Genomic DNA, 13,999 nt, shown 5'->3' on the forward strand with positions numbered 1-13,999 from the left:
CTTTCTCGCATCAGTTTAACACAATTTGCAGGCCGTCAGTAGTTTTTTGGTCAAAATAAACAATTTTTGCTTTAATTCTGCTATAATTAAAGCAAAAATGAGGAGCAAATAATGCAATATATACTCGAAATATTTATCTTTTTACTTTTTATTAATACCGTTGCTTCCGTTGTTACCGTTTTTCGCAAACCTCGATCCATCCAGTCGGTTTTAGCTTGGATGATTGCCCTAGTTTTTTTGCCAGGGATTGGATTTATTTTATACGCTTTTTGCGGGCGCGGGATTGACCAGGAAAGTATTTTAAAATTAACCCCCGAAGACGTTCACGATATTGAATTAATTGAGTTGAAAGTCGAACAAGATGCGCTGGATTTTTCCGGTTGGGTCATCCCTCCGTTAGATTCCAACGGCCAAAAATTAGTGCGTTATTTGGATAAAACACAGCAGTCCCCTTTCACTCAAGGAAATGAAGTCGAATTATTTACCGATGGCAAGAAAAAATTTGACGGATTAATCGCTGATATTTTAAATGCCAAAGAAACTATTCATATTGAATATTATTCCATTTACAATGATCGTCTGGGCAATCGGGTGATGACGGCCCTTGTCCAAATGGCCGCAAAAGGTGTTAAAGTTCGGCTGATTTATGATCCGTGGGGTTCAAAAGGCGCCAATAAACGCTGGTTTAAACCTTTGATTACATTAGGCGGCGAGGTGGCGCCATTTGTCACAAGTAAAAATATTTTGTTGAAGTCCCGACTGAATTATCACTTGCACCGGAAAATTGTTGTTATTGACGGGAAAATTTCTTGGACCGGCGGCTTTAATATCGCTGATCAATATATTGGGGAAAATTCAAAATTCGGCTATTGGCGCGATTCCCACGCTAGAATTGTTGGGCCAGCCAGCTTTACTTTACAAGAAATATTTATTCGCGATTGGAATGCTTCTTGTGAAAAACAGCAAATGATTCACTATCAAGATCACTTTTTCCAACTTCCTGAAAAGAGTCAACGCGGTCCTTATAGTATGCAAATTGTTTCTGACGGCCCGGATTCTTTTGAAGATATTTTAAAAGGCGCCATTATTCGTATGAGCTCTGATAGCGAGCGGCGGATTTGGATTCAAACGCCTTATTTGATTCCTGATGATTCTATGATTACAACTTTATTGATTGCTGCTCGCTCGGACATTGATGTGCGGATTATGATTCCACAAATGCCGGACCACCCTTTTATTTATCGGGCCACCCAATATTACGCCAATTACTTGACGCGCCTCGGGGTGAAAATTTATATTTACAACAATGGCTTTTTGCACAGCAAAACTTGTATGGTGGATGATAATTTGTCTTCGATTGGTTCCATGAATCAAGATATTCGCTCTTATTCGCTAAATTTTGAAGTCCAAGCTTTTATTTATTCAGAGGAACTCAATCATCAATTCGAACAAATCTTCTTAGCCGATATGGAAAATTGCACGTTGCTCACAGAAGAAATGATTCAAAATCAATCTCGCTGGTTGCGTTTTAAACAGAATTTTTCAAGATTATTGTCGCCCATTCTTTAAAAGAAACTATTCGGGGCGATGGTTAGAGTCGCTTTTCACTATAAAAAGGATTTCTAGGCAATAAAAATAATAAGTTTAAAGCATTTGCTTACTATGGAAACAAACCAAATAACCTTTTAATATATTGTCAATTAATATAAAATTATTAAATAAATTGATTCAACAGTATGATTCCTCAAAATAGTGTTTATGATTTTGAGGAATCATACTACCGGTAGATTAATAGAGTTTTACAAGCTGAGTTAGCACCAATCTCCGCCACTAAAGTGACAATCTTCATAATGTGAATCACAGTGATTTAAAATACACTAAATATCGAGATTTTATGAAAAGTCTATTAATTTAGTAATTCAAAGAACACATATGAGAAAAAACGATGCATCTCAAGCGAAATTATAAAAATTCATGTAAAAAAAGCTCTCATTCGCTTGAACGAACGAGAGCTAGTTAGCAATTGTCCTAACTGTTAACAAAAAAATAATATCATACAATTGGAGGAAAGAAAATGAGTGTTTTTTTTAGTTTTGTATTATTGGTAGCAATTTTGGCTATTTGGTATTTTGCAAGAAAACGACCAAATAAGCTTTATCGTAATTTAGCGATCGGATTGGCAGCCTTAATGTTTATTATAGTAGGAATAACAGCCCCAGAACCCGAGAAAGTGGTTAAAACTGCACAGCCAAAAACAGGTTTAGTGGAAACCAAACAGTCTATTGAGAAAGAAGAGAAAAAAATAATTTTTTCTTCTGTTAAGCATAATTTTTCAGACGATTTTAAAAATGTTACATTTAGTGGCGGAGCCCCTAGTGATTTAGAAGTTATTATAGAAGCCGACGGGGAAACAGTTCAATCCACAAAATCTGCGCAAAATCATTTTGAAATTACAATAAGCACACCAACTGATAAAGAGATGAAATACATTTTAAAATGTGAAGATGACACGCGTACTTTTACAATAAAGACAGTTAGCCAGCTCGAAAATGATAAAAAATTAGCTGACGAGGCCCAAGCTCAAAAAGAGGCTGCAGAGAAGGCAGCCAAAGAAAAGGCAGATGCTGAAGAAAAAGCGGCTGCGGAGAAAAAAGCTGCAGAAGATGCTGAGGCAAAAGCAAAAGCAGATGCAGAAGCAAAAGCAGATGCGGAGAAAAAAGCTGCAGAAGAAAAAGCGGCTGCAGAAGCCCAGGCAAGAGTTGATGCGGAAAATGCGGCTCAAGCTGAAATTGACAATGCAACGAGAGAACAGCAAAATGCATTAGATCATGCATATAGTTATCTCGATTTTTCTTCCTTTTCAAAATCCGGTTTGTACGATCAATTAATTTACGAACAATATCCAGCTGATGCCGCTCAATTTGCTATCGATCACATTGAAACAGATTGGAACCAACAAGCATTAACGAAAGCAAAAAGTTATCTAGAATATTCTAGTTTTTCTAACGCTGGACTTAAAGACCAACTAATTTATGAAGGATTTTCTGATGCCGAAGCTCAATTTGCAATAGACAATTTACCAAACTGATAATTTAAAATGCTCAATTAGGTAGCTAACGAACGCATTAACCCTGTTTCACTACAGATTTTTACACTAGTAAATACTTGATAATTAAGAAAACACCTTAACAACCTGAATAATTCATAGCCTTAATTTTTTTGAATAGTTATTTAAAAAAAACGGACGTTTCTTTAAACGTTCTCTCTATTTCTAACAAAATTTAATTTTTTGTTCTACTTTTCTTGGCTATTGCTATTAAAGTGAAAGTCAATTCAGTTTTTTGGCAGACTCCACCCCTTTGATTTTTCATCCTTTTTTTCTAAGGTTAGGAAGGATTTATTGGCACCGCCTTAGGCGCCTGAAAATTGCATAGAATTCGTTTTGTTGCACATGATAGCTTGATAATTTAAGGTATATTTTTCTGGCTGTTTGAACAAGTTTTCCAGCAATTTTAAGAAAATGTAAACGAATCGTCTGGATAGTCATTCCTTGGTCTATTTTTTTGAATGCAATCGTTTTTAAAAAATTAACAAGGTTGTAAGCAAGAACGCTTATCATCATTCTCGTATGATTTTCTACAAAACGTGGACTATCTGTCTTGTCAAAAAAGAAACCCGTTTTGGCTTCTTTGATAAAATTTTCCATCGTTCCGCGTTTTTCATAAAGAGAGAAGACAACTTTAGGTGAGACATTTTCGGATAAATTGGTCACAATAAATGCGTGATGAAAGAGAAGTTCACCACTCTCGCGAACCGATCGTATGCAGACACGACGAGGTTTTGACCAAGATTGTGCTTGGTAAAAGGAAGAAAAATAATATACCTCTTGTTCATCCCATTTTTGATTGTCATCGTATTGAACAAATTGTTCTGCCAACTGGCTTAACTTGTTATTATTTTTCAATCGAATGACGTAGTGACTGTTGGTATTCTCGCAAGGTTCATACACCTCTGGTGTTGCAAACCCACTATCACCACGTACGAGTATATCTGTAGTAGGTAATGCTTCAATATAATGAGATAGCAATGGTTCAATGAACGCTTTTATTCCTTTCGAGGTGTATTGATTTCCTGGACGTAGTTCTGCTTTTAAAAAGTCACCAGTTAGTCCATCAAAGGCAACTAGCGGATGATATCCATAGGTTTGATAATGTGCATTGTAATTTGTTTGTTCTTGACGTCCAAATGTATCGGAGTGAGTGGAATCAATGTCAATCACTAATTCGGTGTTATTGCGAATCAAACGTACTTGATCTACCAATGCTTGATTTAACGCTTGCAATTGATGAATATTTTTCTCCATAAAACGATCAAAAAAACGAGAAAGTGAAGATTGAGAGGCTAGTTGCTTCTTACCTAAAATGGCTTGAAATACAGGGTCTTGTCTTAAAATATTCGCTGAAGAATCAGCCGAATAACCACTAATCAATTGCAAGATAAGTTGTTCCAATATTTCCACGTTATCATGTGTATAATAATTGCGCTTGTCCTCTATGTGAAGGAAATGCTTTGCTAGTTTTGAAAATTGAAGAGTATCCATTAACTCCTTCATTAGAACTAACCCTGAATCACTGGATAAGCAGCCACCTGTGTGTGAAATTATCATCGTTGAATTGAATTTCATTTGATTGTCATGTAAACTAGTCATTAGAAGAACTCCTTTCTTTTGGTTGGTTTAAGCACCTTTACCATAACAGAACGGAGTTCTTTTTTCATCACCTAATGGGTGAAAATGAAAAATGAGTGTTTTGATTATTGTTAAGCGATTTGTGAGCATTCGAATAGAATGTATGAATTATTCAGGTAACAATGTAATTTTTTAAAATTTTAAAAAGTAGGCATCAATAAAACAAGAACCCTATCGAATCACTCGTACAACAACATTTAACTAGGATTCTAATTTTTTACGCCTTCTAGATTCTGACAAATAATGGAAGGACAGATATTACAGAACGATTTTGACACAGTTTTATAGTGTTGAAAAACGTATAACCCTAGATTTTTCACAAAAATACTCGTCCCATATTTCACTTAAAGAATTAAGACAAAAAATATGCAGTAAAAAAATTTTATCTAATGTGAGGATACCGTTCACTTTATGGGCGGTTTTTTCTATAACCTAATTTTAACAACGCTGACTAACGTACCTATAACGCTCCCACGATTCATAGAACTATCATTCGATCACTTTTGCTGTAACTGGATGCTATCATTCCACTTTTGTATTTTTTTTTGCTTTCCAAATTACTTTTTCAATTTCATCACGTTCAATTGAAAATACGTCTTCTTAATCCGCTACCTCGCATGCTTCGTCATTTCCATGAATGAGGAGAATTGTCAGTTCTCGACCATCTTTCAAACGAACAACGTCATACAATTCTATCTTCATTTGTATTTCTCCTTAATTTAGGTTACAAAGATACTTACCTTTAATGGCAGGTGCAATTTATTCGATTACATCAATTATTGATTCACACATTATTCCAGTGTAGGTTGGATCGTAATACTTATCAAAACCTTTGATTTGTAACAAGTAAGAAGCTTTCTCTTCAATTTTGATGAAATCTTCGTCGGATAATTCACTATCGAAATTTACTTTAAATTCGTTTGCTTTCATAAAATCTATCTGATTTTTTGAAACATTCCTTCCGCCTCCGTACCTGACACGCTCAATCATCTTCGTGACTGGGTGCTATTACGATTCAATAAACAGTGAAATCTTAGGAAGAGGATAACTACTATCAAGTGGTCTTGGATTTACTAGATCATAAATATAATCTTCCTTACTATCATCAACAATTTTTATCGTCTTGGTTTCATCGTAAACTACATCATAAATACCTCCATTAGTTAAACTTTCAATACCAAAAGATTCACCAATATATTTTACTTTGCCTATATATTCTAGTGGAATTTCTTTATCAAGCACACACTGATAAACATTTATAGTCTTCATTACTTACTCACGCCTTCCAGATGATTCGTTTCTGTCAATTCTACAAAAAAAAAGATAACCGATCATCCGTTTCCCCTTCGACTACTTAAAAAAATTATCCGACTCAGCTTTAAGCAATTCAGCGGTATCTTCCAGTTCATCTAATTCTTAATTGAAAGAATATTACTTACCATTACCTTAAAATAAATCTTTTTGAATAGTTGTAAATTCTAGGAATCTTTTTTACAATAAAAGAGGTTCAAATAAAAATAGTAGGTGATCTTTTGCAAATTTATACAAGCAATCCAGAATTAAAAGGATTTGAACATTTGATTGAAAATGAACAACAAACCGTGACTCATTTGCTGATTAAAGCCGGTCAAGAAATTGCTTGGCACGCGGTGGATTATTCAGTTGTCGTAGTGCCAATCAATGGAACGTTGATTTTTGCTGACGAAAACAGCGAGGAAAAAATTTATCCCGGAAAAATTGTCCAAATGAAACCTCATGAAAAACATCGGATGATTGGTTTGGACGAAGATTCTGAGCTGATGGTGGTAAAAAGTCATCTAAAATAAATTTTTTTGGAATTTTCTTTGCCAAACGTCAACAAAAGCATTATAATAGTTTTTGTTGACATTTTGGGGCGTTGGTCAAACGGTTAAGACGTGTGATTCTCAGTCACGAAATAGGGGTTCGATTCCCCTACGCCCTATTTATGGAGAGTTGGCAGAGCGGTAATGCAACGGACTCGAAATCCGTCGAACCGGCTATAACCGGTGCGCAGGTTCAAATCCTGTACTCTCCTTACCTTTTTACCATTTATTAAACACTATAAATGCTTATCTGACATTGTTCAGAGCATTTATAGTGTTTTTTTATTTTCATAAGCAGTCCTCTTGGCATTTGAAAAAAATTTCGCTAGAATAAGGCGAGGTGTTATCAATGAATAAAAAAGATCAGTTAAACAAAACTTTAGTCGAAAAAATTCTCGACAAAGAAAAAATTCCCTACCAGCAATTAGAGCTGCCTTGGGAAGAAAAACATGACGTCGCTCAACTGCAATATGATAAATTATCCGTGGATCCTAATAAAATTTATAAAACTTTAGCCTTAACTGGCAACGTCACCGGACCGGTAATTGCGGTAATTCCCTTGAATCATACGGTGGTCTATAAACTGTTTGCCAAAGCGTCGGGCAATAAAAAAGTGGGGCTGATTCCCTTAAAGGATTTACAAAAAACTACCGGCTATGAGCACGGCGCCAATACGCCCATTGGTATTCATGCCACACATCCGTTTCCTATTTTTATTGACCAACAGGCAGCAATAGATGAAACAATTATTATTTCTGCTGGCAAAATTGGTCGTTCCATCGCCATTAAGTCTACTGATTTAGCTCAGATAGTCGCCGGCACATTTGCCCAAATTAGCGAAGAAAAAAAATAAAAATTGGTGTCAGCAACTCTCAATGCTGGCGCCAATTTTTATTTTTCAGTCGCCATTTTTTTTTGGCAATCTGGACATAGGCCGTAAACTTCTAAGCGATGTTCATCAATGGCAAAACCAGTTAAACTGGCAGCTGCTTGTTGGACATCTTCTAAACCGGGATAATAAAAATCCACCATCAGACCACAATTTTTGCAAATCGCGTGATAATGGTCCGACGTCACATAGTCAAAGCGACTGGCGTGATCACCATAAGTCAATTCTTTGACGACATTTAATTTCTTAAGCAAACGCAAATTGTTATAAACAGTCGCCACCGACATATTGGAAAAATTTTCGGCCAAAGCTTGATAAATTTCATCTGCTGTTGGATGGCGATGGTTTTCAATCAAAAATTGTAAAATGGCTTGGCGTTGAGGCGTAATGCGAATCCCCTTAGCTTGTAATTTTAAAATTTCTTGTTGGACAATCGTACTCATGTCTCCCACCTCTTTTATTAAATAATACTATTTCTAATCTAGTCAGGCAAGCGCAAAACAAAAAAATTGCAACCTAGAAAGGCTGCAATTTTGGCTCTATAATTTATTGGACTGATAGAATAAAAATTCTATCGGTCCCTATTTGTATTAAAAAACAAGAAAACATACAAATTTTCCGTTAGAATAGAATCACCATCATCACATTCTGGGGAGGAAAATTTATATGTTCGAATTTAATGATATCAAAAAATTGCTTAGAATAAAAGACTCAAATATTGAAATTCATAGCGTTGAGGAAGAAAGGGACAAAAAAGGTGGGCATCTCGTCGTCTATGCTTCCTTAATAAATCAGGTTTCACGCTGTCCTGAGTGTGGTCAGGCGGATGAAAAAACGATTGTTAAAAATGGCGGAAAACAGTCTCGAATCCTTTTGAATTCTGCGGGCAACCAGAGGACTTATCTCAATCTCAAGAAACAAAGATATCTCTGTCGCAACTGCCATAGTTATTTTACCGCCAAAACGTACCTAGTGGATCGCTTTTGCTTTATTGCTAAACAAGTATTTTACAAGGCATTTGAGGAGCTCACTGAAAAAAATACGGCTAAAAATATTGCCAAACATTGTTTCGTTTCTAGTTCTACTTTACAAAAATCAATCGACTTATTAGGTCAGGAAATCAACATTAAAAAGAATTGGTTGCCCAAATGTTTACTATTTGATGAATTTCGTTCTTTAACCACTGACAAAGGAAAATTTGCTTTTTCTTGTATGGATGGTGATACGGGCAAACTGTTTGATATTCTTCCTAGCCGCAGAAAGAATGACCTTGTGGACTATTTTATGAGCTTCGATCGCCAGGCCCGGCACAGTGTTCGTTACGTGGTGTCGGATATGAATGCCCCGTATCTAAAAGTTGTTAAAATTTGTTTCCCTAACGCTAAGCTTATCATTGACCGATTTCATATTGTCCAGCACATGAACCGTTGCTTTGATAACCTGCGGGTCAGAGTAATGAAAAGCCTCAATCAAAACGATCCCTCACAGGCCAAACAATACCGGCAATTAAAAAAGCTCAATCGTCTTCTTTTAATGAGTCACGATAAATTAGATTTTCAAACATTTAAAAAAAGAGCGAATTTTAGTTGGAGCTACTTAACACAAACCGAAATCGTGGACCGACTTTTAACCATTTCTGAGGATCTTTCCCTGGGATACAACTACTACCAAGATTTGATTTACGCCTTCAATCATAAGGATGGCGGCGAATTTTATCGTCTTTTAAGTGAGATGCCTGAAGAAATTCCAGCTGAGCTCCAAATATTAAAGCGCACTTTCCGTAAACATGAAGCAGGCATTCGCCTGTCCTTAGAAAAATCCTATTCCAATGCGAAACTAGAAAATATTCACACCCATATAAAAGTCCTCAAAAGAGTCGCTTACGGTTATCGAAACTTCTCCAACATGCGCGCCCGTATCTTCTTAACTAACAACCTTATTTCTATTAAATAAAAAAACAGCCAAAGCAGAAAATAAATTCTGCTTTAACTGTTTTAAATAATCCTATCAGTCCGATTTGACATTGAGCCGCAATTTTTTATTTTTCTTAAATTAAAGAGATTTAAATGTCTTAACAACGTGTTCTGAGGTGAAATCAAATGCTTCAATGATTTTTGGTCCTTGGGCACTTTCGCCGAAACGATCGATTCCAATCACTTTTCCGGCAGAACCTATTAAATCTCCCCAACCAAATGTTGCTGCCATTTCAACGGCCACGCGTTTAGTAACTTCTTTTGGTAAAACAGCTTCTTGATAGCTAGCGTCTTGTTTTTTAAATAAATCAAAACTTGGGACAGAAACGACAGAAACGTCAATATTTTCTGCGGCCAATTGTTCTTGCGCAGCCATAGCTAAGGCAACTTCAGAACCGGTAGCAAGTAAAATACCATCTGGCGTTGTTCCTTTTTGCGCCGATAATACATAAGCACCACGTTTCACTTGGTCAGCATTTTCGGCTGTCCCTGCTAACACTGGCAAATTTTGACGAGATAAAATCAAAGCAGTGGGATGATCTGTACTTTCTAAAGCAATTTCCCAAGCGGCAACTACTTCGTTAGCATCAGCAGGACGAATGACCGATAAGTTAGGCATTCCCCGCAAGCTAGACAATTGTTCCACTGGTTCGTGAGTTGGTCCGTCCTCGCCGACTGCTACTGAATCATGAGTAAGCACGTAAATCACTGGCAATTTTTGAATGGCTGCCAAACGAACCGCTGGGCGCAAATAATCTACAAAGACAAAGAATGTCCCGCCATAAATTTTTGTTCCCCCATGAAGTAAAATCCCATTCATAATAGCGGCCATCGCAAATTCCCGCACGCCAAACCAAATATTGCGGCCAACATAATTATCCGCTTGAAAATCTGTTTCAGCAGCAATCATTGTATTGTTAGAGGCTGAAAGATCGGCTGATCCGCCCCATAAACTTGGCATATTTTCTGATAAAATTTGTAAAACTTCTTTACTCGTCACACGACTGGCTTGAGAAGTTCCCACTTCGTAGACTGGTAATTTTTCTTGCCAACCTGCTGGCAATTCTGCTTTAACTCCTTGTAAAAATTGAGCAGCTAGTTCTGGATATTCTTTTTCGTAAGCAGCAAAATTTTCTTGCCAATTTTTTTCAGCTGCGCCACCTTTTTCAACGATTGCTTCTTGGAAACGTTCCGCCACTTCTTCTGGCACATAAAAATCTTCGCCAAAATTCCAGCCGTAAGTTTTTTTAGCAGCAACTACGCCGTCAACGCCAAGTGGTGCACCGTGGACTTTTGAGCTACCTGCATGAGGAGCGCCGTAACCAATCACGGTTTTCACTTCAATTAAAGTAGGTTGATCGGTATCTTTTTTCGCAGCTTCAATGGCTTGATCAATTGCTTGTAAATCATTGCCATCTTTCACTAAAATATGTTGCCAACCGTAAGCTTCAAAGCGCGCGCCAACATTTTCGGTGAAAGCTTTAGAAGTTGGTCCATCTAAAGAAATATCGTTGGAATCGTACAAAACATTTAATTTTCCTAATTTCAAATGGCCAGCTAAAGAAGCAGCTTCATGAGAAATTCCTTCCATCAAATCGCCATCGCCACATAAAGCATACGTGTAATGATCAACAATTTTGCCATCTTCTTTGTTATACGTCGCTGCTAAATGAGCTTCACTCATGGCCATACCAACAGCCATCGCAATTCCTTGTCCTAAAGGTCCAGTGGTGGCTTCAACGCCGTCTGTATGATTTACTTCCGGGTGTCCCGGTGTTAATGAACCCCATTGGCGAAATCCTTTTAAATCATCAATCGTTAAGTTATAGCCTGACAAATGGAGCAAACTATATAATAAAGCCGATCCATGTCCAGCTGATAAAACAAAACGATCGCGATCTACCCAGTTGCGAGATGTTTTAGGATTAATATTTAAATGTTTCGTCCATAAAACATAGGCCATGGGAGCGGCTCCCATGGGTAATCCCGGATGACCGGAATTGGCTTTTTGGATCATATCCATACTTAATGTGCGCACCGTATTGACGGCTAAAAAATCAGTTGTATCAAACAAAAAAATTGACCTCCTTCAAAGTTCTCCATTATTTTTTAACGATTGTGTAGTCCTTTTTCTTTTTGAATCTTTTTTAATTTATCGGGGGTAACGTCGTGGCCTTTGTCATCGACAATTTTTAACCCTTCAATATGGTGGCGCATATTTTTTTTGAATGATTGTAAATATTCTTGGCGGAGTTTCTCCTGCTCAATTTTTTCATCAGCACTTAAACCAACCGTCTTCTTCTTTTGCGAAAGCTCGTTAATGCGAGTAATTAATTCATCATTAATCATGGCGTCCTCCTTTTAAAACGATTATATCAAAAATTTGCGGCAAAATACACGAACACTCGTTTGATTCTCACAATTTTTATGTTATACTTAAAAAAGGAACAAGTGTTCAAGTAAAAAAAATGAAAAGGCGGTGGCACTGATGCCTCCAAAAGGTGAAACGAGACAAATGGAGATTCTCCGCTTCATTTATCAAGAAGTGGACGAACATGGTTATCCCCCAACCGTTCGAGAAATTGGTGAGGCAGTGCATTTGGCCTCGACATCAACAGTTCACGGGCATTTAGCTCGTTTAGAAAAAAAAGGGTTGATTGCCCGCGATCCAACCAAACCTCGCGCCATTGAACTAACGAGTGACGGCTTACGAGAATTGGGAATTGAAAGTCCATTGATTCCTATGATTGGAACGGTTACTGCCGGCCAACCGATTTTAGCGGTGGAAGAAACGACAGATTATTTTCCATTACCGCCCGATATTAAATACGAAGCCAGTCAATTATTTATGCTAACCATTCGCGGAAATAGCATGGTGAACGCCGGAATTTTTGATGGCGATTATGTGATTGTCAACAAACAAAGTGCCGCCAATGATGGTGAAATCGTGATTGCGATGACAGAAGATGATGAAGCCACTTGTAAAAGATTTTTCAAAGAAAATGGCTATTATCGCTTGCAGCCGGAAAATGATACGATGGCACAAATTATTTTAGAACAAGTTTCTATTTTAGGAAAAGTGGTTGGACTTTATCGCAGCCACATTTGGTAATATGAATTCTCCCTTATTAACGAGGGAGAATTTTTTTTTGAAAAAAAATAGTTTGTTCCCCTTTACTTTTAGAACGAGTGTTCGTATAATAAAAATATGAACAGGTGTTCGTATAAAAAAGAATGAAGGTGAGCGCATGAAAGGAATTCGTCGTGCAGGTTTATTATTTATTATTTTAATGATTGGAATTTTCGTTGGCCGCTTAGATTATACTGCAATTTTATTGATTACTTCGCCACTGGCCTTATTATGGTTTATGAACTGGGATGAAAAACGTTACCGTAAAATGATTAAACAAAATAAAAAAGTAATCCCTCGCTCCAATTGAAAAAAATAAAAAAAGTAAAATAAATGGCATTAGTGGCGCAAGTATTTTTGCGCCATTTTTTTAATCTCCGTAATAAAAAGTTGACAAGCCTCTTATTTCAGCGTATTTTTACCTTAATAACCAATAGAAAGAAGAGGGAAAAATGGCTAAAAAAAAATTAATTTTAATCGCTGGGGTTGCCCTTTTAATTACGCTATTGATTAGTATCTTTAATCATCATTTCTTTTTAACCCTCCCCTTTGCACTCTTAATGACTTGGGGTTTTTCCACCGGGTTTACTAAAGCTGAATAATATTATATAGATTTGCCTGTAAAAAGCGCCGCTAACTATAAAGTCAGCGGCGCTTTTTTTATATTAGGCTAACACTTTTGATAAAAAATCTTGCGTGCGGGAATTTTGTGGATTTTCAAACACTTCTGCTGGCGTGCCTTTTTCTAAAATCAAACCATCATCCATAAATAAAATCTCTGAGCCGACTTCTTTAGCAAAGCCCATTTCATGAGTCACAATGACCATCGTCATTCCTTCATGAGCAAGACCTTTCATCACGTTTAATACTTCTCCGACCATTTCAGGATCTAAAGCCGAAGTTGGTTCATCAAACAACATCACATCTGGTTCCATCGCCAAAGCTCGGGCAATCGCAATCCGTTGTTGTTGTCCACCAGATAAAGATTTTGGATAGCTGTCGGCTTTATCAGCTAAACCAACTTTATTTAACAAATCTAAAGCGACCAAATTAGCCGCCTCTTTTGTCATTTTTTTTACTTGCCGAGGGGCGAGGGTAATATTTTCTAAGACCGTAAGATTTGGAAATAAATTAAATTGTTGGAAAACCATTCCCATTTTTTCTCGCATTTTAAAAACATTATTTTCTTTGGCGGTAATATTGACCCCTTCAAAAGCAATCGTACCACTGTTGGGTTTTTCTAATAAATTTAAACAGCGCAAAAAAGTCGATTTTCCTGAACCAGATGGCCCAATGACTACGACCACTTGCCCTTTTTCAATCGTTTGATTAATTCCTTTTAACACTTCATTGGGACCGAAAAATTTATGCAGTCCACTAACTTCGATTAAGGCTTCAGCCATTATTTGATCCCCT

Annotated in this window: 15 protein-coding genes and 2 tRNA genes; 10 read left to right on the forward strand and 7 right to left on the reverse strand. The window is 36.9% G+C overall.

Annotation, left to right across the window (positions count from 1 at the left end; genetic code table 11):
* The first annotated feature begins 111 nt into the window (after window positions 1–111).
* Both cls and BQ5341_RS10695 read left to right on the forward strand, forming a co-directional pair.
* A complete protein-coding gene (gene cls, locus BQ5341_RS08540; protein WP_071131580.1) occupies window positions 112–1,569 on the forward strand; it encodes a cardiolipin synthase in 1,458 nt (485 codons plus the stop codon).
* Window positions 1,570–2,074: 505 nt separating this feature from the next.
* A complete protein-coding gene (locus BQ5341_RS10695) occupies window positions 2,075–3,088 on the forward strand; it encodes an Ltp family lipoprotein (RefSeq protein WP_071131581.1) in 1,014 nt (337 codons plus the stop codon).
* Between the two features lie 309 nt (window positions 3,089–3,397).
* On the opposite strand, the gene BQ5341_RS08550 is transcribed toward BQ5341_RS10695, so the two are convergent.
* The 3 genes from BQ5341_RS08550 to BQ5341_RS08560 all read right to left on the reverse strand — a co-directional run bounded on the left by BQ5341_RS08550 (window position 3,398) and on the right by BQ5341_RS08560 (window position 6,016).
* Window positions 3,398–4,708, reverse strand: a complete 1,311-nt coding sequence (locus BQ5341_RS08550) for an IS1380 family transposase (RefSeq protein ID WP_071130199.1) — start codon at window positions 4,706–4,708, stop codon at window positions 3,398–3,400.
* Window positions 4,709–5,506: 798 nt separating this feature from the next.
* Window positions 5,507–5,737: a hypothetical protein gene (locus tag BQ5341_RS10525; protein WP_071131582.1), complete on the reverse strand. Its 231-nt coding sequence runs from the start codon at window positions 5,735–5,737 to the stop codon at window positions 5,507–5,509.
* Between the two features lie 18 nt (window positions 5,738–5,755).
* The gene (locus BQ5341_RS08560; RefSeq protein WP_235836392.1) at window positions 5,756–6,016 is read right to left on the reverse strand and encodes a hypothetical protein; all 261 of its coding nucleotides are present in this window, start codon (window positions 6,014–6,016) and stop codon (window positions 5,756–5,758) included.
* 263 nt (window positions 6,017–6,279) lie between these two features.
* Between BQ5341_RS08560 and BQ5341_RS08565 the strand changes: the two genes are divergently transcribed.
* From BQ5341_RS08565 to BQ5341_RS08580, 4 genes are all read left to right on the forward strand, one after another.
* Complete coding sequence (locus BQ5341_RS08565; RefSeq protein WP_071131583.1) at window positions 6,280–6,573, forward strand: cupin; 294 nt, start codon at window positions 6,280–6,282, stop codon at window positions 6,571–6,573.
* A 65-nt stretch (window positions 6,574–6,638) separates the two neighbouring features.
* Window positions 6,639–6,710: transfer RNA gene (locus tag BQ5341_RS08570), tRNA-Glu, on the forward strand.
* 5 nt (window positions 6,711–6,715) lie between these two features.
* Window positions 6,716–6,803, forward strand: a tRNA-Ser gene (locus BQ5341_RS08575).
* A gap of 137 nt (window positions 6,804–6,940) precedes the next feature.
* On the forward strand, window positions 6,941–7,444 hold the full coding sequence (locus BQ5341_RS08580; RefSeq protein WP_071131584.1) for an aminoacyl-tRNA deacylase: 504 nt from the start codon (window positions 6,941–6,943) through the stop codon (window positions 7,442–7,444).
* Between the two features lie 38 nt (window positions 7,445–7,482).
* On the opposite strand, the gene BQ5341_RS08585 is transcribed toward BQ5341_RS08580, so the two are convergent.
* A complete protein-coding gene (locus tag BQ5341_RS08585) occupies window positions 7,483–7,923 on the reverse strand; it encodes a Fur family transcriptional regulator (RefSeq protein ID WP_071131585.1) in 441 nt (146 codons plus the stop codon).
* Window positions 7,924–8,146: 223 nt separating this feature from the next.
* On the opposite strand from BQ5341_RS08585, the gene BQ5341_RS08590 reads away from it, so the two are divergent.
* Entirely contained in the window at window positions 8,147–9,433 is a 1,287-nt protein-coding gene (locus BQ5341_RS08590) for an ISL3 family transposase (RefSeq protein ID WP_071131586.1), read from the forward strand.
* 99 nt (window positions 9,434–9,532) lie between these two features.
* Here BQ5341_RS08590 and tkt read toward each other — a convergent pair whose 3' ends face one another.
* Complete coding sequence (tkt, locus tag BQ5341_RS08595) at window positions 9,533–11,527, reverse strand: transketolase (RefSeq protein WP_071131587.1); 1,995 nt, start codon at window positions 11,525–11,527, stop codon at window positions 9,533–9,535.
* A gap of 35 nt (window positions 11,528–11,562) precedes the next feature.
* Window positions 11,563–11,802: a DUF896 family protein gene (locus BQ5341_RS08600; protein ID WP_071131588.1), complete on the reverse strand. Its 240-nt coding sequence runs from the start codon at window positions 11,800–11,802 to the stop codon at window positions 11,563–11,565.
* A 139-nt stretch (window positions 11,803–11,941) separates the two neighbouring features.
* On the opposite strand from BQ5341_RS08600, the gene lexA reads away from it, so the two are divergent.
* The 3 genes from lexA to BQ5341_RS10530 all read left to right on the forward strand — a co-directional run bounded on the left by lexA (window position 11,942) and on the right by BQ5341_RS10530 (window position 13,185).
* Window positions 11,942–12,565 (forward strand): transcriptional repressor LexA, encoded by a 624-nt coding sequence (lexA, locus tag BQ5341_RS08605; RefSeq protein WP_071131589.1) that lies wholly within the window; start codon window positions 11,942–11,944, stop codon window positions 12,563–12,565.
* 136 nt (window positions 12,566–12,701) lie between these two features.
* On the forward strand, window positions 12,702–12,893 hold the full coding sequence (locus BQ5341_RS08610) for a hypothetical protein (protein ID WP_071131590.1): 192 nt from the start codon (window positions 12,702–12,704) through the stop codon (window positions 12,891–12,893).
* A 142-nt stretch (window positions 12,894–13,035) separates the two neighbouring features.
* Window positions 13,036–13,185, forward strand: a complete 150-nt coding sequence (locus BQ5341_RS10530; RefSeq protein WP_158661765.1) for a hypothetical protein — start codon at window positions 13,036–13,038, stop codon at window positions 13,183–13,185.
* Window positions 13,186–13,248: 63 nt separating this feature from the next.
* Here the strand turns inward: BQ5341_RS10530 and BQ5341_RS08615 are convergent, their stop codons facing one another.
* Entirely contained in the window at window positions 13,249–13,986 is a 738-nt protein-coding gene (locus tag BQ5341_RS08615; RefSeq protein WP_071131591.1) for an amino acid ABC transporter ATP-binding protein, read from the reverse strand.
* Window positions 13,987–13,999: the final 13 nt, after the last annotated feature.

Source organism: Enterococcus timonensis (assembly GCF_900104595.1).
In the GTDB taxonomy this organism is placed as follows: domain Bacteria; phylum Bacillota; class Bacilli; order Lactobacillales; family Enterococcaceae; genus Enterococcus_J; species Enterococcus_J timonensis.

Excerpts from the sequence above, each read along its gene's own strand:
- BQ5341_RS10530 (WP_158661765.1), top strand. The coding sequence starts at position 13,036 with ATGGCTAAAAAAAAATTAATTTTAATCGCTGGGGTTGCCCTTTTAATT.
- BQ5341_RS08585 (WP_071131585.1), bottom strand. The coding sequence starts at position 7,923 with ATGAGTACGATTGTCCAACAAGAAATTTTAAAATTACAAGCTAAGGGG.
- lexA (WP_071131589.1), top strand. The coding sequence starts at position 11,942 with ATGCCTCCAAAAGGTGAAACGAGACAAATGGAGATTCTCCGCTTCATT.
- BQ5341_RS10525 (WP_071131582.1), bottom strand. The coding sequence starts at position 5,737 with ATGATTGAGCGTGTCAGGTACGGAGGCGGAAGGAATGTTTCAAAAAAT.
- BQ5341_RS08610 (WP_071131590.1), top strand. The coding sequence starts at position 12,702 with ATGAAAGGAATTCGTCGTGCAGGTTTATTATTTATTATTTTAATGATT.
- BQ5341_RS08615 (WP_071131591.1), bottom strand. The coding sequence starts at position 13,986 with ATGGCTGAAGCCTTAATCGAAGTTAGTGGACTGCATAAATTTTTCGGT.
- BQ5341_RS08600 (WP_071131588.1), bottom strand. The coding sequence starts at position 11,802 with ATGATTAATGATGAATTAATTACTCGCATTAACGAGCTTTCGCAAAAG.
- cls (WP_071131580.1), top strand. The coding sequence starts at position 112 with ATGCAATATATACTCGAAATATTTATCTTTTTACTTTTTATTAATACC.
- BQ5341_RS08590 (WP_071131586.1), top strand. The coding sequence starts at position 8,147 with ATGTTCGAATTTAATGATATCAAAAAATTGCTTAGAATAAAAGACTCA.
- BQ5341_RS10695 (WP_071131581.1), top strand. The coding sequence starts at position 2,075 with ATGAGTGTTTTTTTTAGTTTTGTATTATTGGTAGCAATTTTGGCTATT.
- BQ5341_RS08550 (WP_071130199.1), bottom strand. The coding sequence starts at position 4,708 with ATGACTAGTTTACATGACAATCAAATGAAATTCAATTCAACGATGATA.
- BQ5341_RS08580 (WP_071131584.1), top strand. The coding sequence starts at position 6,941 with ATGAATAAAAAAGATCAGTTAAACAAAACTTTAGTCGAAAAAATTCTC.
- BQ5341_RS08560 (WP_235836392.1), bottom strand. The coding sequence starts at position 6,016 with ATGAAGACTATAAATGTTTATCAGTGTGTGCTTGATAAAGAAATTCCA.